Origin of the sequence: Lyngbya sp. PCC 8106 (assembly GCF_000169095.1) — a bacterium.
Taxonomy (GTDB): domain Bacteria; phylum Cyanobacteriota; class Cyanobacteriia; order Cyanobacteriales; family Microcoleaceae; genus Capilliphycus.
Genome location: NZ_AAVU01000003.1, coordinates 37,336 through 55,590, shown reverse-complemented (window position 1 = coordinate 55,590; position 18,255 = coordinate 37,336). Strand labels below are relative to the sequence as shown.

General features: G+C 41.6%; 14 protein-coding genes. 6 read left to right on the top strand and 8 right to left on the bottom strand.

Annotated features, from left to right (window positions below; genetic code table 11):
• Positions 1-114 precede the first annotated feature (114 nt).
• The 5 genes from L8106_RS02630 to L8106_RS02610 all read right to left on the bottom strand — a co-directional run bounded on the left by L8106_RS02630 (position 115) and on the right by L8106_RS02610 (position 10,273).
• Positions 115-6,426 (bottom strand): Calx-beta domain-containing protein, encoded by a 6,312-nt coding sequence (locus tag L8106_RS02630; RefSeq protein ID WP_009782626.1) that lies wholly within the window; start codon positions 6,424-6,426, stop codon positions 115-117.
• A gap of 418 nt (positions 6,427-6,844) precedes the next feature.
• On the bottom strand, positions 6,845-7,615 hold the full coding sequence (locus tag L8106_RS02625) for a metallophosphoesterase family protein (RefSeq protein WP_009782625.1): 771 nt from the start codon (positions 7,613-7,615) through the stop codon (positions 6,845-6,847).
• A 42-nt stretch (positions 7,616-7,657) separates the two neighbouring features.
• Positions 7,658-8,407: a DUF1995 family protein gene (locus L8106_RS02620; protein WP_009782624.1), complete on the bottom strand. Its 750-nt coding sequence runs from the start codon at positions 8,405-8,407 to the stop codon at positions 7,658-7,660.
• A gap of 176 nt (positions 8,408-8,583) precedes the next feature.
• The gene (locus tag L8106_RS02615) at positions 8,584-9,759 is read right to left on the bottom strand and encodes a cysteine desulfurase family protein (RefSeq protein ID WP_009782623.1); all 1,176 of its coding nucleotides are present in this window, start codon (positions 9,757-9,759) and stop codon (positions 8,584-8,586) included.
• A gap of 112 nt (positions 9,760-9,871) precedes the next feature.
• Positions 9,872-10,273, bottom strand: a complete 402-nt coding sequence (locus tag L8106_RS02610) for a hypothetical protein (RefSeq protein ID WP_039895364.1) — start codon at positions 10,271-10,273, stop codon at positions 9,872-9,874.
• Positions 10,274-10,683: 410 nt separating this feature from the next.
• Between L8106_RS02610 and L8106_RS02605 the strand changes: the two genes are divergently transcribed.
• The 3 genes from L8106_RS02605 to L8106_RS02595 all read left to right on the top strand — a co-directional run bounded on the left by L8106_RS02605 (position 10,684) and on the right by L8106_RS02595 (position 14,621).
• Positions 10,684-12,342 (top strand): phospholipase D-like domain-containing protein, encoded by a 1,659-nt coding sequence (locus L8106_RS02605; protein ID WP_009782621.1) that lies wholly within the window; start codon positions 10,684-10,686, stop codon positions 12,340-12,342.
• A gap of 743 nt (positions 12,343-13,085) precedes the next feature.
• On the top strand, positions 13,086-14,147 hold the full coding sequence (locus tag L8106_RS02600) for a sodium-dependent bicarbonate transport family permease (RefSeq protein ID WP_009782620.1): 1,062 nt from the start codon (positions 13,086-13,088) through the stop codon (positions 14,145-14,147).
• 141 nt (positions 14,148-14,288) lie between these two features.
• Positions 14,289-14,621 (top strand): P-II family nitrogen regulator, encoded by a 333-nt coding sequence (locus tag L8106_RS02595; RefSeq protein ID WP_009782619.1) that lies wholly within the window; start codon positions 14,289-14,291, stop codon positions 14,619-14,621.
• A 205-nt stretch (positions 14,622-14,826) separates the two neighbouring features.
• Here the strand turns inward: L8106_RS02595 and L8106_RS30295 are convergent, their stop codons facing one another.
• Both L8106_RS30295 and L8106_RS34135 read right to left on the bottom strand, forming a co-directional pair.
• Complete coding sequence (locus tag L8106_RS30295; protein ID WP_083798359.1) at positions 14,827-14,994, bottom strand: Tn3 family transposase; 168 nt, start codon at positions 14,992-14,994, stop codon at positions 14,827-14,829.
• Positions 14,995-15,188: 194 nt separating this feature from the next.
• Complete coding sequence (locus L8106_RS34135; RefSeq protein ID WP_009782617.1) at positions 15,189-15,320, bottom strand: hypothetical protein; 132 nt, start codon at positions 15,318-15,320, stop codon at positions 15,189-15,191.
• On the opposite strand from L8106_RS34135, the gene L8106_RS30290 reads away from it, so the two are divergent.
• The 3 genes from L8106_RS30290 (at position 15,316) to L8106_RS02585 (ending at position 16,881) form a co-directional block, all read left to right on the top strand.
• Positions 15,316-15,426 carry a helix-hairpin-helix domain-containing protein gene (locus L8106_RS30290; RefSeq protein WP_083798363.1) on the top strand — a complete coding sequence of 37 codons (111 nt, stop codon included), beginning with the start codon at positions 15,316-15,318 and terminating at the stop codon, positions 15,424-15,426. The genes L8106_RS34135 and L8106_RS30290 overlap by 5 nt on opposite strands.
• Positions 15,427-15,547: 121 nt before the next feature.
• Positions 15,548-16,204 carry a DUF1295 domain-containing protein gene (locus tag L8106_RS02590; protein ID WP_009782616.1) on the top strand — a complete coding sequence of 219 codons (657 nt, stop codon included), beginning with the start codon at positions 15,548-15,550 and terminating at the stop codon, positions 16,202-16,204.
• Positions 16,205-16,299: 95 nt separating this feature from the next.
• The gene (locus tag L8106_RS02585) at positions 16,300-16,881 is read left to right on the top strand and encodes a Uma2 family endonuclease (protein WP_009782615.1); all 582 of its coding nucleotides are present in this window, start codon (positions 16,300-16,302) and stop codon (positions 16,879-16,881) included.
• Between the two features lie 62 nt (positions 16,882-16,943).
• Here the strand turns inward: L8106_RS02585 and lepB are convergent, their stop codons facing one another.
• A complete protein-coding gene (gene lepB / locus L8106_RS02580; RefSeq protein WP_009782614.1) occupies positions 16,944-18,047 on the bottom strand; it encodes a signal peptidase I in 1,104 nt (367 codons plus the stop codon).
• Positions 18,048-18,255 lie beyond the last annotated feature (208 nt).

The window sequence follows — 18,255 nt, the reverse complement described above, 5'->3', positions numbered from 1 at the left end:
GCGCGTTAGCCCGTGGAGACGATGTAAGACCAAAGCTGGAGCCTTTTCTAGTAGAGGCAGTTGTCAATGAAGCAGGAAGCCTGCGCCATAAATGAAATGTTGGCGACAGGTACTTCACCTGAATAAAATATCATCAACTGTAAACATTTCACCGTCAATTCCGAATAACTCGATCAATTCTTCCCCGGTTTGTGCTATAGTTAAAATGAGAGAATGTGGGCGCCAAAAAATGCCTAGTTCTTCCCACTGCAAGCCGCCATCGAGAACGATCATATCCTCACCTTTTTCAAAATCTAGCAACACATCTAAGCCTCGACCCTCTGATACAAAAAAGCGATCGTTTCCTTCCCCACCTGACAAGGTATCTTCGCCTTCCTCTCCCACCAACCAGTCATCCCCATCCCCTCCTAAAAGGCGATCGTTTCCTTCCCCGCCATCTAGCGTGTCATCACCAAAATTCCCAAAAATTTCATCTTCTCCGGCGTTTCCATCTAGCCAGTCATTTCCGTCGCCACCAAACAGGATATCATGATCGCGATTACCTGAGAGTGTATCATCCCCCGCATTTCCCCACAGGTGATCATTTCCCGCATTTCCCTCGATCCAGTCTTCTGCGAGATTTCCTTCAATAGAATCATGATCTGTTCCACCTTGCAAGGTATCTTGACCTTTTCCGCCATAAAGGGTATCATTTCCTGAGTTTCCTGATATATAATCTGCTTCGCTATTTCCGTTTACCCAGTCATTCCCGTCATCAGCAAACAGGCGATCGTTTCCCTCCCCTCCATATAAACGATCTTCTCCATTTTCGCCATAAATATAATCCTCTCCTTGATCTCCAAACCCTTGATCTTGACCTGAACCCATCTGGAGAGTATCATTTCCCTGTCCACCGTGAAGCGTATCGTTTCCCTCGTCTCCACTGAGGAAGTCATTATTGTTATTAGCGATCACAATATCGTTACCTTCACCCGCAAATAGGGTATCTTCCCCGAGAAAGCCAAACATTTGGTTATCTGCTGATGTTCCGATCACCCGATCTGAAGCATTTGTCGAAATGGCGATCGCTTCTCCTTCTAATTCTACATCAAATTTTAGCTCTAAAGGTCGGCTTGGGGGTGTAATGGGAGGAATGTAAGCAGTTAGATCAAAGAGATCTGATGAACCTGGAACTTCAAAAACAGTAGGCTGTTGTGGTTCAAAAGTAAGTTGAGGTGTTGGAATTGGTTCAATAGTTGGTGTTGGTGTTAGTTCAATAGAAGGTTCTGGAGTTGGTTCAACAGAAGGTTCAAAAGTTGGTGTTGGAGTCGGTTCAATAAAAGATTCTGGTATTAGTTCAATAGTTGGTGTTGGAGTCGGTGTTGGTTCTAAAAATGGTGTTGGTGTTGGTTCAACAGAAGGTTCAATAGTTGGTGTTGGTATTAGTTCAACAAAAGGTTCTGGTGTTGGCGTTGGTGTCGGTGTTTGTTCAATAGTTGGTGTTGGTGTTAGTTCAAAAGTTGGTGTTGGTGTTAGTTCAATAGAAGGTTCTGGTATTAGTTCAATAGTTGGAGTTGGTGTTGGTTCAATAGAAGGTTCTGGAGTTAGTTCAATAGTTGGTGTTGGAGTTGGTTCAAAAGTTGGTGTTGGTGTTGGTTCAATAGAAGGTTCTGGTGTTGGTTCAATAGTTGGTGTTGGTTCAATAGAAGGTTCTGGTATTAGTTCAATAGTTGGAGTTGGAGTCGGTTCAATAGAAGGTTCTGGTGTTGGTTCAATAGTTGGTGTTGGTTCAACAGAAGGTTCTGGTATTAGTTCAATAGTTGGTGTTGGTGTGGGTTCAATAGTTGGTATTGGAGTCGGTTCAACCGTTGGAATATCATCACTAATAATGGTAATAGTTGCTGTATCTGGTGAACCCAGTATCAGTTTTTGGCTTGGGTTCGTGAGTGCGAAATTAACAGTTTCATTTTCTTCTATTTCTTGATCATCTAAAATAGGAATGCTGATAATTTTTTGTGTTTCTCCAGGGTTAAAATCAAGAACTCCGCGAGTTGGTGTATAGTCAAATGCTGCGGTTGCTGTTCCTCCTATTGTTGTATAGTCAATACTGACAGGAATACTAACAACCTGATCAAGATTAACTAGAATTTCAATCACACCATCTATTTCATTAACAGTATAGTTAACCTGTTCCAAGCTAACCGTTGCTGTTTGATTATCTATGAGAATAAGTTCAGCTTCGTTGCGAGTTCCGAGAGTCGCATCTGTTGGGTTATCAAGTTCTATATTTACCGTTTCATTCGCTTCTATACTCTGATCATTTTGGATCGGAATTGTAAAACTCTGTTGGGTTTCTCCGGGATTAAAAGTTAGATTTCCTGTTGTTTCTGTGTAATCTTTTCCAGCTATTGCTGTTCCATTTGAGGTAGCATAAATCACCGTAATTTCTGAACTCGAAGGGTTACTCAGACTCACATTAATCGTTACTGTTTCCGTAATTTCATCAACCGTATAACTTGCGGTTTCAAAGTTAATAATAGGAAGCGGATCATCATTAGCGATCGCAATACTTAAAGGAGAATTATTAAAAGTTGTTGTTTCAGAAGAAGTCAGACTGAGTTTGAGAGTTTCTTCGGGTTCAAAAGTCTCATCTCCTAAGATATCTACTGTTAAAGTTTTAGTCGTTTCTCCGACATCAAAGTTAATATTTCCGCTGGTATTTACAACCGTTTCCTCAAGCTGAATATTGTGATAATCTATTTCAGGAGTAGCTGTCCCTTCCAAATTGTAATTAATCTCACTCGGTTGACTCAGATCCCCCGTTCGAGTAATCGTATAAGTAACCGTTTGACTGCTATTATTTCCTTCTATTACTTCTGTATTATCAACCGATAAACTATAGCTAATCTCGTTATCAGCAAGATTAACCTCAATATTATCCACCCCAATATTATCATACTTTCCATCATTGCTAGTCACAGCATGAGTTAGAGTTTGACTGTGGTTTCCTTCAAGAACAGTATCATCTATTGCGGTAATACTAACCGTTTGAGGAATATTCCAGTTTGTCTCATTAAAAATAATAGGAGAAACCGCTTCAACTTGGCTTCCTGTCTCCACAAAAATCGTCACAGGTTGAGTCGGTTGAGTGGCGAGTTGGAGGGTGTAAGTCGTCGTTTCTCCTTCGCTAATATTGAGGTTTGTCGGAGTGACAATAACTTGCGGAGTATTATTATCAATGAGAGTCGCAGTGACAGTTTGAGTCTCCTTCTCTATTCCGTTTATAATGCTATTAATACTAACTTCTACAGTTTCATTTTCTTCGGCGATCGCATCTGTCAAACCTGTTAAAGTAATACTGTTTTCAGTCTCTCCTGCTGGAATAATAATCGATGTATTATTAGCTGTATAGTCTGTTCCAAATGTTGCTGTTCCTTCAAAGTTAAAATTAACCGTTACATCTTGACTCGATACAACATCTAAACTTGCGGTAAGAGTCGTTGTATCTGTAGTTTCTAAAAACGAAAACTTATTCAAACTCAGACTAACATTCGGAGGAGGATCAATATCTAGAAGTGTAATAGTATGAGTCGAATTTTCCCCAACGGTGGCGTTTGTTGGATTGTCTAAGTTTAAGATAATGGTTTCCTCGACTTCATCGAGATTATCCTCACTCAAATTCAGTGAAATAATGCTTTCTAAATTTCCCGCAGGAATTATAATCGGACTAGGGTTGATACTATAGTCGCTGTTATTGGTTGCTGTTCCCGCTACTGAAAACGGAAGCGTAATGTTAACTCCCGCTACCGCAGAAAGTTCTGGAATAACTGTTATGACTTCCCCTTCTTCGCTGCTTTGGGTTGCTGTTGTAAAATTCACCGTCGGCGCTGTATCGTTATCTTGAATTTTTCCCTCTCCAGTTCCATCTATTATCCCGGCGTTGGAGGGGTTGCTGAGAACTAAATTAAAGGTTTCATTGGCTTCAAATAAACTATCTCCCGTAATACTTACATCAACAGTTTTGCTAGTTTCTCCGGGTTCAAACTCCAGACTTCCGGTTTTAAAAGTGTAGTCATTTCCCTCGCTTGCGGTAACATCTGCGGTAACATAGTCAACTGTAACCGTTTGACTCGTGGGATGAGAAAGATTTACGGTAAAAGTAGTATTGAAAGTTCCGCTATCTATTTCTACAATATCAACATCGTTCACCGATAAATTAGGAATTGCACCGAGAGAATTGGCTGATTTTGGTGTACCATAGATTAAGTTATCGTTGGCGTCAATCCCGTTAATTGTTAATCCGTCATTGGTTCGCCAGTTGTTATCATCTCCGGGTAAAGTTGGATCGATCCGTTCCATTGTAAATTTAGGAGAATTTTCTCCCGCTACCCAACCCCCACCATCCTCATTAACACTATCAATAATATTCCCATCTGGAGATTTTAACGTTAGAGTTTCTCCCTCATTTCCTAATACTCCTGTATAAATCAAGTCGGCTGTGATATTATTAACAGTAGTATCATCTGTTCGTTCGAGTAATAAATAACTTTCCGGTGCGATAATTGTTCCGTTGGGAATGGTTTGACTCGGAGTTCCATCACTGGCTTCGAGTACCCAACCACTTAAGTTAATGTTTGTATCACCAGGGTTATACAGTTCTATCCATTCATCATTAAAGCTATTAGATGTTCCCATCCAAGCAATTTCATTGATGACAACACTCAGAGGGAAAAATATTGCTTCAAAAGCGCCAATATCGGGTAAACTATCTCTAAATATTCCCCGTTGATCAGTTGTTGCTGCGGTAAAACTATCGGCTGAATTAATCGCAGAACTTCCAGAAAGTAAATTATGAGTCGGAGTTGAACCGCCATTGTTTGCTAAGGTAGAATTGAGTCCAACTTCTGCAAAAGTTCCGGTTAAGTTATTGGTTTGAGTTGTCGTTCCACCAACTATGTTATCTGTATTTCCTGCTAAAATACTATTGCTGAGGAGAGTAACCGTGTTTTTATTCTCAATTGCTTTCCCCTGATTTCCGGCAATCGTGGTATGATTAATCTTGTCAACTACTCCCCCATTAACAATTCCCGAAACTTGGTTATTGCTAATTGTGCTATTTTCAATAGTGAGTTTACCGAATTGCGAAGGGTTTGAAGGATTAATGGTATTAATGATCGCACTTGGAAAGTCACCGTCAGCGATCGCACTGTGATTACTAACGGTACTTTCTGTTAAACTTAAAATCCCATCATTGCGAATTGCACTCCCATTTTTAGCGCGATTTCCATCAAACCAACTATTGCTAATGGTAACAGTTCCATTGGTTGTATTTAGGAGTCCCCCACCGCCACTTGTGCTAGTCATACCTTGAGAAATATTATTAACAATGCTACTATTTATAATAGTGAGAGTTCCATCATTTCTAATTCCACCCCCATCATCTTCTGAAAGATTATAGCGAACAATACTTTCATCCAAGGTGAGATTTTCTTTATTATAAATTCCGCCACCGTCATCATTTTCTGCTACTCCGTCTTGAATAGTTAATCCTTGTAGGGTGACATTAATTTTGGTATTGGTGTTATCATCAATTAGAAAAACACGGAAACTATTGCTATTCCCACTCACAATAATATTCGTTCCTAAACCATCAATGGTCAGGTCACTGGTAATATTCAGTTGCGAACCATTCAGAGTTATGATAGAATCAGTTTGACTAGGTTCAAATATTATTGTATCTGCCCCTAATCCTGTATCACCCAGATCGGTTGTTGTATTGTTATTGGCGGCGATAATCGCTTCTCGTAGGGTAACTAAACCATCATTCGCTGTGGTATTGTCAGCGTTACTGTTTACCCGAATATTGGCGAATACACCGGGATAAGTCTGCTGGAAAGTCTCAGAAAAAATCTGGGGAAAGGTTTGTTTTCCTATATTCCAATCAAAATTCCAATTTCCCCCCAACTCAGCATTTCCAACTCGTTGAGAAGATGCAATAATTTCTATTCCTAGAATATCACTGAGTTGTTTGAGAAAGTTCTGACCTTCTTTACCCGCAGCAAGCTGACATCCGTATAAAACCAGAATACTTCCTTGGAGACAAGATGGCGAAAACCAAGACTTGAGTATAGAGGTGTACCGAGGAAGACTGTGATAATTTAGCTGAATATTCCCTAACTGTAAGCATCCAGGTGAACCATGACTGATCAGGTGGACGGATGCAAAGGGGGGATGTTGATTCAGGATTTCTGCTATTTCGATCATACCATTGCGATCGCGATCTAGCAATACGATTTCGGTTCCCGGACGGATACCTGCCATCAGATCGGTGGGGTTGTTTATGGTAGAATCAATTAGGACAAGAGCAGAGTCAGAGAAGATTTTGGAATAAGTAAATGCACCCGAGGAATGAGAATTTCCTCGATCTAAGATAAAGTTTTTAGACATTTTTTACTGAGGAAGTTGATTCTATAAAAAATGAGTTTTTAACTTTCTTTCGTTGATTGTCTCTATTGTTGTCTGTTTTGCCCTTGATTTTCTAAGTTAGATTCATAAAACAATAAGCCTCATCAATATTTTTTATGAATTTTAAGGTTTTATTTTCCGGCTAAGATAGAGAACAATACAACAATTTTTTTTGATAAAAACAATGGCTAATCTTGAAAAGGCTGGATAACAAAATTCATTTCATAACTGAATCTATAATAGCACCAAGTTTACCATAAACTCAAGCTGAAACGTTGTGATTTGAGTCATTGTCGATGATCCGCAACCCCACTTAAAACTTGATTTCAACTCCTCTCAAATGCGATAACGAATGGTATATCAACGAAAAAACAAAGGTTGTCTCATCTATTAACCTTATCTAATCTAGTTTTTTTTTCGGGGGAACATATCGCAAACGAGCCAAAAAAGAAGGACGTTTAAGCTGAGTGACCACTTTTTCTAAGGACAGAATCCGCACTTTATTATTATATAAAACATTCACTTGATAAACCTTATTATTGGTAATATCAAGACCCGTTAACCAACCACTTTTCGCATGATAAACTCCCGTATCGATGCCTAACCATCCTTGTCCTCGAACTAAAGAACCCGGTTCTATCCCATTAAAAGTAAAAGTAATCGTATGACCAACAATAACTAATTTATCGCTAAAATAGGGTTTGGGAATATTATGAAACTCTCGTCTAATCCAGCAAAATTCTGCTTCAGTTTGTTGAGAAAGGGGTAAATGTGGGTGAATTCCTGCATGAACTAACCAGACATCTCCTAAGTCTAAAAACATCGGAAGTGATCGCATCCACTCTAGATGTTCTCTCGGCATAATACCTGCTTTTTGATAGCTAGAAATCGTTGCATATCCGCCACTATAAAGCCAAGCCTGCCAAGCTTGAGTATTTTTGCCAACTTCCGGTAAGGCATTTAACATCAATTGTTCGTGGTTTCCCATCAAACAATGATAGGGACTATTTTTAACAAATTCAACAACTTCAGCACTTTTCGGGCCACGATCCATTAAATCTCCGAGAAAATAGACCTGATCCTCAGACCCTGGAGCAAGTTGTTCAAGCAGGGTGATCATACCGTCATAATGGCCATGTACATCACCAATGATCAGGCGTCGGTTCGACATTTTCTTTCACCGGGGTTGCTCAATGAGCGATTCGATCAGGCTTTATCGACTGAGAGCATTGAGAAAGCTTTGCAGTCCGGCGAGAAAGCCTTGTTTTTTCGGCTGTGGCCTTGAGGACTGAGTTGAATCTCCCTCACTGGAGCTATTTCCTGCTAAAATTTGATCGAGTTGATCTCCGACTGGCTTTGTTTGTTCTTGAGCCAGGAGTGTGTATTCTCCATCAATTTCTTGCCAAACTTCCCAGAGAGAGGGATAACAGCGATAGAGGGCGGCATCACCTTCGAGGGGTCTGAGATAATAGCAGGATTCAATCGTACTAATAAACCGATCGCGCAAGGCGCGAGCAGCGTAGCCTATTCCTATAATAGCAATATCTTCGAGACGGGGATTGAGTAATATTGTGACGCGATCACCTGCTAACTGAGATAATTTTTCCACTTGTTCGACTTCCACCGGAGTTGGAGAAACCACTAAGAAACGTCCATCATCGTCTTTAACCCGGCTATCTATCGGCGAACGACTACTACCGAGATCACTGATTTTAAAGGGGATTTCGCCCCAATCTCGACGGGCTAATGCAGCAGCACCCGCATCCGGAAAAAAGACTTTGAGGACAGTTCCAGATTCTTCGATCGCCGGAATAAATTGTTGAGCAATAGCTTGGGCTTGAAGTTCGATTTCAGGGAAAACCAACTCAACTTGCACAAGTTTGTAACCGTCATCAAGTGCGGCTTGGGTTGCTTGTTTGGCTTGTTCGACAGCTTCTTCTATACTTTTCGGTAATTGCGTCATAAACAGTTAATCTTGTTGAATAAATGGGTCAAAAATCTAGTTTCTTTAGGTATTGTATCGTAATTTAAAAGGTTAACTTTATCCGAATTTAAAAAATAATGACGATAAATTGATTAAGATTGATCCCCCCTTCTACTGAATCAGAGAGTGAGAGAGTTAGGGGGATATCAACCGTATTAAACATTCACAACCACAGGTAAGGGTTGCAGTCGTTGGAGAATTTGTTTCAACACCAACACTGTCCAATCAATATCAGCTTCTGTCGTGTCTCGCCCTAACGTTAGGCGAATTCCACCCAAAGCGGTTTTTTCGTCATATCCCATTGCCAATAAAATTGGACTCGGACTGAGTTTACCACTATGACAAGCCGAACCTGCACTAATACCAATTCCGGCGAGATTCATTTGTCGAACCAGGGTTTTTCCGGTAACGGGTGATGAACTTTCCCCGGTTTGCGGCAGGAAACAAAAACTGACATGATGAGGGAGTCGATGAATCCGATCTCCTGTGGGAATTAACTCGGTCACATCGGCCAATCCATCAAATAAGCGATCGCGTAACTGAATTAACCGAGGCGTTTCTGTGACCATCTCTTGGATCGCCAATTCTGCCGCCATTCCAAACCCGGCAATCACTGGAATAGCTTGAGTTCCCGAACGTAACTTCATTTCTTGACCGCCACCTGCTAATAAAGGTTGCAACTCGACACCAGGTTTCACATACAGGGCGCCGCTTCCTTGAGGGCCATACAGTTTATGACTCGACAGCGACAACAGATCAACAGGTAAGGTTTGCACATTGATGGGGATTCGTCCAGCGACTTGTACGGCATCGATATGAAATAATACCCCCTGAGATCGGGCGATTTTACCTAATGCTTCAATGGGTTGTAAAGTACCGATTTCACTTTGTCCATAAATGACCGAGACTAAGACAGTATTGGGTTGAATAGCCGCTTGCAAGTCTAACGGATGAACTCGCCCCAAACGATCAACCGGAAGACGGGTGACTTGCCATCCTCCTTGTTCTAGTAATTTTGCAGGTTCCGCGATCGCCGAATGTTCGATACTGGAAATAATCAGATGTTGGGGAGTAGAATAACATCGAGCTACGCCCATGATTGCCATATTATCGGCTTCTGTACCTCCAGAGGTAAAAATAATGGACTCGGGCGGGGCGTTGATCAGGTGAGCAACTTGGCTTCTAGATCGTTCTAAGACTGTCGCCGCCCTTTGACCCCATTCATGTAAGCTGGAAGAATTCCCCCATTGTTGGGTGAGAACGGCTTGCATGGCTGCGATCGCTTCTGGGCGGGTGGGAGTGGTTGCACTATAGTCTAAATAGATTTGCATCGGTTTATTGGCTGGTTTAGGGTGTTAATCAGAGGATTTCAATCAAAGCTTCAAGATTAGCGAACTTTTGGGGAACGGAGACGCCTGTCTGTTCGTCTACCATTTTGTGGGTTTAGACTCCGGGCTTGCAAACGTTGTAATCTTCGTGAGAGAGGATTTTCTGCGGGACTACAAAACTACCGTTATCAAGGCATAGCATACGATAGTTGCGAGTTACTGGAATACTTATAATCAGGCGATTATGTCGCAGTCGCTTCCCTCCAAAGTCACGATAAGTTTTCTGATCGCTGAGTCCTGCAAGAATAGCCCGCGCTTTGATGACCACATAGTCGGGTAAGCCTCTGAGATCGATAATATCTTGCTCGAAGGATGCTTCCCATTCTTGCTTTCTGTTTCGTTTCTCTGCTAGTTGTTGATCTTCTTGTTGTTCTACCATCTGTTTTTGTTTACAGTGATGGCAGATTTTTCCATATCCTTTGTGGCCACACGGAAATGTTCTCTTTCTTCTAGGCATAACACTAATCTGAGGGTTCTGACCCAGGTCGTGCGAACAAAATAGGAAGTCCTACAGCCCTTGTAAAAAGGTTGCGGGTAGTTATGCAAAAATCATTCTGCACAAATTCAAGTTAAGCTCTATTTAATAGATTACCTGCCTTTAGAGACATCCCCAAGCGGATAGGTTTGAAAAAATCACTCTCGTTAGTCGTAGTATTAAAAGTGTAAAAGATGAACGGGTTTGAGAAGACAGGGGAAATATTAAGATTGTCAAACTCAACCTAGCCCGTCAAAAGCTGACCTTTCCAGCAAGACCGGACAGAATAAATCTTCGTCAGAGAATTTATCAATCTCAATCACTATCTATCTTTAGATCGTTGACTGATAGCTAAAATAATTATTATCAATCCTCACTCACCCGATTAACCCGTGCATTTACTCAACAAAAATCGACTCCTAATTGGTTTAGCGATTGTGTTGGCTTTGCTTTTTTTAGGCCATTTCTTGCTGGATAAAAAACCATCTCAACCGACGCTTAAACCGGTTCGAGAGACTTTACCCCAAGATCCCCTAATCCAAGCTTACTTTAATCACTCTCAAGCTTCTGTTTATACTGAACCCTATCGTCAACAAACTCGCTTGGGGGATGATCTCGAACAAATTATTATCGATACGATTAAAACGGCAAATTCTAGTGTTGATATCGCGGTTCAAGAATTACGTTTACCCAAAATTGCTGAAGTTCTAGTTAACCGACATCAAGCCGGGGTTAAAGTTAGAGTAATTCTTGAAAATAGTTATAGTCGTCCTTGGAGTAGTCTAACGGAAAATGAAGTTAATCAACTCTCCAAAACCGAACGCGATCGCTATTTAGAAGCGGTCAAATTAATTGATATTAATCAAGATAGAAAAATAACCCCAGAAGAAATCAATCAACGGGATGCTTTAGTTATCCTAAATAATGCCAAAATTCCCCGAATTGATGATACCGCCGATGGTTCTAAAGGTAGCGGTTTAATGCACCATAAATTTGTGATTATTGACGGGAAAACGGTAATTGTGACTTCGGCTAATTTTACCCTCAGTGGTATTCACGGCGACTTGGATGAACCGGAAAGTCGGGGAAATGCCAATAATTTATTAAAAATCGAAAGTTCTCAGTTAGCGAATTTATTCACTCAAGAATTTAATTTGATGTGGGGAGATGGCCCCGGAGGCGAACCGGATAGCAAATTTGGGACAAAAAAACCGGATCGAAGGGTTGAAAATGTTACCGTTGGAAATACACCCGTTTTCGTTCAATTTGCACCCACTACTCGCAGTCAAACTTGGGAAAATAGTGTTAATGGTTTAATTGCTAATACCTTAACTCAAGCCCAACAATCAATCGATTTTGCTTTGTTTGTTTTTTCAGATCAAAGGTTAGTTGATGTTATGGAAACAACCCTTCAACGTCCGATAACATTGCGGGGAATAATCGATCCAGGTTTTGCTTATCGAAATTATAGCGAAATGTTGGATATGATGGGAGTGGCTGCGGTAAGTAACTGCAAATATGAAGCCCAAAATCGTCCCTGGAAACAGCCTATTTCTACCGTCGGCGTTCCCAATTTACCGCTAGGAGATAAGTTACATCATAAGTTTGGAATTGTTGATAATCAAGTTGTTATTGCGGGTTCTCACAACTGGACGGAAGCAGCTAATACAAACAACGACGAAACCTTAATTGTAATTAAAAATCCCACTGTCGCCGCCCATTTTAACCGCGAATTTCATCAACTTTATGATACTGCAACGTTAGGACTTCCGGCGGGGATTTTAGCTAAATTTCAACAAGACATAGAAGCTTGTCAAGGAAATATTGAAACTGTATCAAAACCTCCCCGTTGGAGTTTGGGATACAAAGTTAACTTAAATACCGCTACTTTAGAAGAATTAGAAACCCTACCCGGAGTCGGCCCAAACTTAGCCCAACGCATCATTCAAACCCGCCAACAACAACCGTTTACCTCTTTAGAAGACTTACAACGAGTATCGGGAATTGGCCCGAAAATGACCGAAAATTTACGGGACAAGGTAACATGGTAGGTTGCTGAACAATTTTAAAATTTGGGTTAAATTATCAGTTGAGGTTTATTCACTAAAATAATGGAAAATACCGCAAACCAATAATTTAAAATTACTCAAATGACAGCGATTAATGTCGCAAAAATTGAAACAATTGGAAGTTGTTATCAAGTGTCAACGGTAGCAGAGCTAGGAGTTAACCTGGTAAGAAGAAAAGGCTGATGAGATCCCTAGTAAGGATTTACTGTTCCCCGATACTCTACTCAAACTTATAAGTTAAATTTAATTTCCTCATTACTTATTCTGAATTATTTTTCGATAAAGTCTTTCTTAACTTTATCTTATGTAACTTCAAGTCATCGATTGAGCCACCACCTATATCTAGTTGATTACAGAAACTGATCTCCCCCGAAAAAATTACTCTCTATTTTCCGTTGCTGAAGCGCGATGAATGACAGCTCCCCATCTAAATAAATATCCGAAAATACTTTCCCCAGATGTATCATTACGAACTAATTGCTGGTAAAGTATGGTATTAACAAACTATTACCAATAAATCACCACTGATTAGCGCGATCATTTGCGCTCGTCGGAGCGAAACTTGATCTTCTAGCACACGACGCGCACCGTGATGCAGATGCAATGAAGTGGCGGGTTAACTCGCTGCTCAATGGTGATGCGTGGAGCAAGCTACCCAGGATTCGAGGTCACGCTTGCCTGCCGTCCTGACCCCTACTAAGATTTGACCAAGGAGGAATTACAACATGGAGTTTTTGTCCGATTTCTTGACGCTCTTCTTGTCGAAGTTGCAGTCTCCGACACTCGGCTTTCTGATTGGTGGTATGATCGTTGCCGCCCTTGGTAGCCAACTGCAAATTCCAGATGCGATCTATAAGTTCATTGTTTTCATGCTGCTCATCAAAGTCGGCTTGAGCGGCGGTATTGCGATCCGCAATGCCAATCTGGTGGATATGCTGTTGCCAGCACTGTTCGCCGTGGTAACGGGGATCCTTATCGTGTTTATCGGGCGCTACACGTTAGCCATGCTGCCGGGCGTCAAAACCGTGGATGCCATTGCGACTGCGGGCTTGTTCGGTGCCGTGAGTGGTTCTACCCTCGCCGCCGGCTTGACGGCACTGGAAACGGAAGGCATCGAATATGAAGCCTGGGCTGCCGCACTCTACCCATTCATGGATATTCCAGCGCTCGTAACTGCGATCGTCCTAGCCAGTATTTATACCAGCAAGCAAAAGTCTCTCAGCCAGAAGCCCGGTGAGTATCCCAGTACCGCAAGCGAGTATCGCAGCCAGCAAGGTCAGCGAGTCCAGATATGGCCGATCATCGAGGAAAGCCTTCAGGGATCTGCCCTCTCGGCACTGCTGCTCGGCATCGCTCTAGGTCTGCTAACCCGGCCGGAAAGTGTCTTTGAGAGCTTCTACGAGCCCCTCTTCCGAGGCTTCCTTTCGATACTGATGCTGGTAATGGGTATGGAAGCCACGGCAAGGCTCGGTGAGCTGCGTAAAGTAGGCCAGTGGTACGCCCTATATGCCTTGGTGGCGCCGCTGCTGCATGGGTTCATAGCCTTCGGTCTCGGCTGGATTGCCCACCTCACCACGGGATTCAGCCCTGGCGGAGTCGTACTCCTAGCCGTCATCGCCGCCTCCAGTTCAGACATCTCAGGGCCGCCTACTTTACGAGCCGGTATCCCGTCGGCTAATCCCTCTGCCTACATCGGCTCGTCCACGGCCGTCGGCACGCCAGTTGCGCTTGCCTTGGGAATACCACTCTTCCTCGGGCTCGCCCAGGCACTGATGGGGGGCAGCTAATCCCAGACAGGTCGCGGTCTGCTGGTGCTTCCCTAGCCTGGCAACCAACACGGCGGCTAATTAGCGCCCAGGCGCCCAGTGCTGCCGTTTCCCTGAATTTCTATATAGTTCACTGAATACACACGTCGAGAGGTAATCAACATGGCCAAGCCAGCCAAAAAGCTCGTTATCATCACAGAGAAGTTGCTGCTGAAAAAGATCGCCAAGATCATTGATGAAGCCGGGGCGACCGGTTATACGGTGTTGGAAACTGGCGGTAAAGGTAGTCGTAATATGCGCTCGTCAGGACAACCTAGCGTTTCCGACACTACCTCGAATATAAAGTTCGAGGTGCTTACCGAAAATCAGGAGATGGCTCTGGAGATTTCCGATAAGATCGCAGTGCAGTTTTTCAACGATTATGCGGGCATCGCCTATATCTGTGACGCGGAGGTACTCTACGCGCACAAGTTCTGTGGGCCAGAAGGCTGTTAAATCAAGACGACGCAGACCCCAAAAGCCGGGGCATGACCTCGGCTTTTACACAAAAAAAACTCAGTCAAGAGGAGACGCACTAGGCGTTGAGCTGAGATACGGTAAAATCGTGCTGCATCTTCCTCTAACCCTTGCCATTATTGCGTTTCAGACTCGATAGGAATCGCCATTGCCGTTTCCAAAGGTTGAGGCAAATTATCGCGCATCAACCACATAATCCCCGTAAAGTTATAGAATTGGCAACCCAATCCAAATACTTAAGCCGTTTTTCCTGTTCTAAGGGGTCATTGTCAGTAATCAGTCCATCTTTGCCAAAGAACAGCCATTTAGAAAAACCGTTATATGCTTCTACGATATTTGTAGCGACCTGCAATTATAAATCGCTACGGCTAACACCACGCTTCGCGAACGACCCGCCAATACCAACAACGACGAAACCTTAATTGTAATTAAAAATCCCACTGTTGCCGCCCATTTTAACCGATAATTCAACCGACTCTATGATACTGCAACCTTAGGAATTCCGACGGGAATTTTAGCAAAAATTCAACAAGATATAGAAGCTTGTCAAGGAAAAATTGAAACCGGATCAAAATCCCCCCGTTGGAGTTTGGGATACAAAGTTAACTTAAATACCGCCACTTTAGAAGAATTATAAACCTTACCCGGAGTTGGCCCAACCCTCGCCCAACGCATCATTCAAACTCGTCAACAACAACCCTTCATCTCCTTAGAAGACTTCCAGCGCGTTCCAGGAGTCGGGCCAAAAACAATTGATAAATTAAGAGATCAGGTCATCTGGTAGCATTAGTAGGCTGGGTAATATCCACCAAGAAATGTAAGTTGAGTTGAGTAATGCTGCACAATTTTCAAGTTGAGTCTAAACTCCAGTTAAAATTATCAGAAGACGTTAATTGACGATAATCATGGAAAATACCGCGAACCAATCTTTTAAAATCACACAGCTTACCGCGATTAATGTTGCTAAAGTGGTGACAATTTTCTTTTTAATTGGGTGTGCGATGCTGTTAGGCATTCAGGATATGCGTCAGGTAATTTATCTCTGTTTGCACATTGGTTATTGTGTTTGGTGGTTGGTTGAACAATGGTTTTATCCCAAACGCCGAGAGGTATTGTTTAGTGAACCTGTAGGAGTCATTGGGTTTACTTTATCCCTGTTATTTATTGGGTTTATTTACGCACTTCCCGGTTATTTTGCCTTTGTTAATCCCGAACCCATTTCATTTTTAACCGTTGGAATTGCTTTACCTCTGTTCTTTTTTGGCAGTTTAATTAATGCCAGTGCCGATGTTCAGAAATTAACCGCAAAAGAATTTGGGGCGGGTTTGGTTCAAGATAATATTTGGCGACTTTCTCGCAATATTAACTACTTCGGAGATTTGATGAGATATTTCAGTTTTGCCGTGGTTGCGGGTTCAGTTTGGGCTTATATTGTACCGGGGTTAGTTATGGCACTTTATCTACAAAGAATTAATCAAAAAGACCTCAGCATGAGCGAAAAATATCCCGAATACCTCGAATATAAACTCAAAACTCGGCGACTAATTCCATTTATTTGGTAATTTTCATTAGGATTAAAAGAGATGAGGTAAAAGTATTAATACAATCCTCATCTTTTTTGTTATAATCAAAAGAATTCCTGAGTCTGTTGAGAATTATGGCGATCGCAACTCCCAAACGTTTTACAATAGAAGAATATCACCGCTTAACCGAATTGGGTTTTTTTACCGAAGATGATCGGGTCGAACTTATTGGGGGAGAATTGTTTAAGATGGCGGCGAAAGGAGTATTACACGAAACCTGTTTAAGAAGACTATTACGGGAACTGAGTCAATTAATTACAGAGCAAGCCACTCTACAATGTCAATCTCCAATTATTTTATCACAGAATAGCGAACCTGAACCTGATTTTACCATTCTCAAAAATCGCGAAGATGATTATTTAAGTTCTCATCCAACAGAGGAGGATATTTTACTGCTAATTGAGATATCCGACTCGTCTTTAGAGTACGATCAAGAAATCAAGTTAATGGCTTATGCTGAAAATCATATAAAAGAGTATTGGATTTTTAACCTAATTGATCGTCAACTGGAATGTTACAGTGAACCCTATCAGAAACACAATCAATCTTTTAGTTATCGTCAGAAACTAATATTTTTACCGAATGAAACTGTTACTTTGTCTTGCTTTCCCGAATTATCCTTAGAATTATCAAAAGTATTTACCCCCCCAGTTTAACTCTTAAATTAAAAACCAATTTAAACACAAGGAGGATCTACAATAACACTTGGTTCTCTTACTTACTTAATGATTCCCATCCTCTTAGGGGGCCAATTTATTTTTGTTGCTTTACCAATGATATTATCACGAGGAACTAAAATGTGGTGATCGTAGGAATAGCCCCCTACCGAACGGTAACGATTGTTTCCGAAAATAAGGTAAGTATCATCTGGAATTACTTTTGAACCCCATTGATCGTCTGGTTCGGCTGCAATATAGTTCTCATTTAAAGGCTTGTCATTGATGTAAACTAAGCCGTCCCGTACTTCTACTTTTTCATTGGGTAATCCAATAATCCGTTTAATCAAAACATCTGTCGAATTCCACTTGTTCTGGTTCATTTCATCGGTGGTGCGGAACACAACAATATCGCCTCGTTTGGGATTAGTAAAATGGTAACTAATTTTTTCTTCAACGACACAATCACGGATTTCGAGTGCGGGTGGCACTGACTTGTGATCATATTGTGTTATGCAGTGCGTATCAAAAATAAATTCTCTCAAAGAAAATCTAACAATATTACTGCACAAATCAAGAACTAACAAAGTCAAGCAAATCCCCAAAATGAAACGCCGATATTTTTCGCGATGAGTTGGAGTTGAAAGATAAGCATGATAGGAAAATAAACAGACGGCAAGCAAACGGATAGCAACCTGCAAATACTGATAAAATTCTGCTGATGAATATAAAGCATCCGCCCCATTTACTAAGATTAAGAACAAAATAACGAACCCCCATTGTTCTTGCCCGTTTCGAGCTACATAGACGTGACCTAAGCCGGGGCCAATTCTGGTAAGGAATACGGCTTTCCAGGGATCTTTACCATCCTTTCGGAGTCTTTCAAACTCACGACTGTTAGCCTTTTTTGTACAACGGTAAGCATCAAATAAATTAAAAATATAAAGTAGATAATCTCCAAGTTCCAACAGAGTTCCAAGCCGAACACTCCCTGTAGGACTTAAAATCAACCATTTATTCAATCCAAACAAAATCAGTGTTATAAAAATTAGCAGTAATCCCCTTGAGGTTTTGCCTGCATAGATTTGACCAAATCCTGGGAAGACAGTTGATAGGCTGACAGCTAGCCAAGGTTCTTTATCTGTAATAGATTGTTGACTTTTCATGGTCTAAAGCTTGTTAATATTTGCTATTTAATACCAAGTAGATGGGTCAAATCACTAAATCGATCACTGATCTCATTGACTCAGTTCCTATTTGAGCCAGATTTGGTATGATTGCATCTATCTATACCTAGACAGCTCATCCATTAGCTAATGCACTCCACGAAATGCACCCATTGGGAGTAATCTGAGATAATAGTAAATTGCTCTC

Excerpts from the sequence above, each read along its gene's own strand:
- lepB (WP_009782614.1), bottom strand. The coding sequence starts at position 18,047 with ATGAAAAGTCAACAATCTATTACAGATAAAGAACCTTGGCTAGCTGTC.
- L8106_RS02620 (WP_009782624.1), bottom strand. The coding sequence starts at position 8,407 with ATGACGCAATTACCGAAAAGTATAGAAGAAGCTGTCGAACAAGCCAAA.
- L8106_RS02585 (WP_009782615.1), top strand. The coding sequence starts at position 16,300 with ATGGCGATCGCAACTCCCAAACGTTTTACAATAGAAGAATATCACCGC.
- L8106_RS02630 (WP_009782626.1), bottom strand. The coding sequence starts at position 6,426 with ATGTCTAAAAACTTTATCTTAGATCGAGGAAATTCTCATTCCTCGGGT.
- L8106_RS02600 (WP_009782620.1), top strand. The coding sequence starts at position 13,086 with ATGGAGTTTTTGTCCGATTTCTTGACGCTCTTCTTGTCGAAGTTGCAG.
- L8106_RS02625 (WP_009782625.1), bottom strand. The coding sequence starts at position 7,615 with ATGTCGAACCGACGCCTGATCATTGGTGATGTACATGGCCATTATGAC.
- L8106_RS02610 (WP_039895364.1), bottom strand. The coding sequence starts at position 10,273 with ATGCCTAGAAGAAAGAGAACATTTCCGTGTGGCCACAAAGGATATGGA.
- L8106_RS34135 (WP_009782617.1), bottom strand. The coding sequence starts at position 15,320 with ATGATGCGTTGGGCGAGGGTTGGGCCAACTCCGGGTAAGGTTTATAAT.
- L8106_RS02615 (WP_009782623.1), bottom strand. The coding sequence starts at position 9,759 with ATGCAAATCTATTTAGACTATAGTGCAACCACTCCCACCCGCCCAGAA.
- L8106_RS02595 (WP_009782619.1), top strand. The coding sequence starts at position 14,289 with ATGGCCAAGCCAGCCAAAAAGCTCGTTATCATCACAGAGAAGTTGCTG.
- L8106_RS02590 (WP_009782616.1), top strand. The coding sequence starts at position 15,548 with ATGGAAAATACCGCGAACCAATCTTTTAAAATCACACAGCTTACCGCG.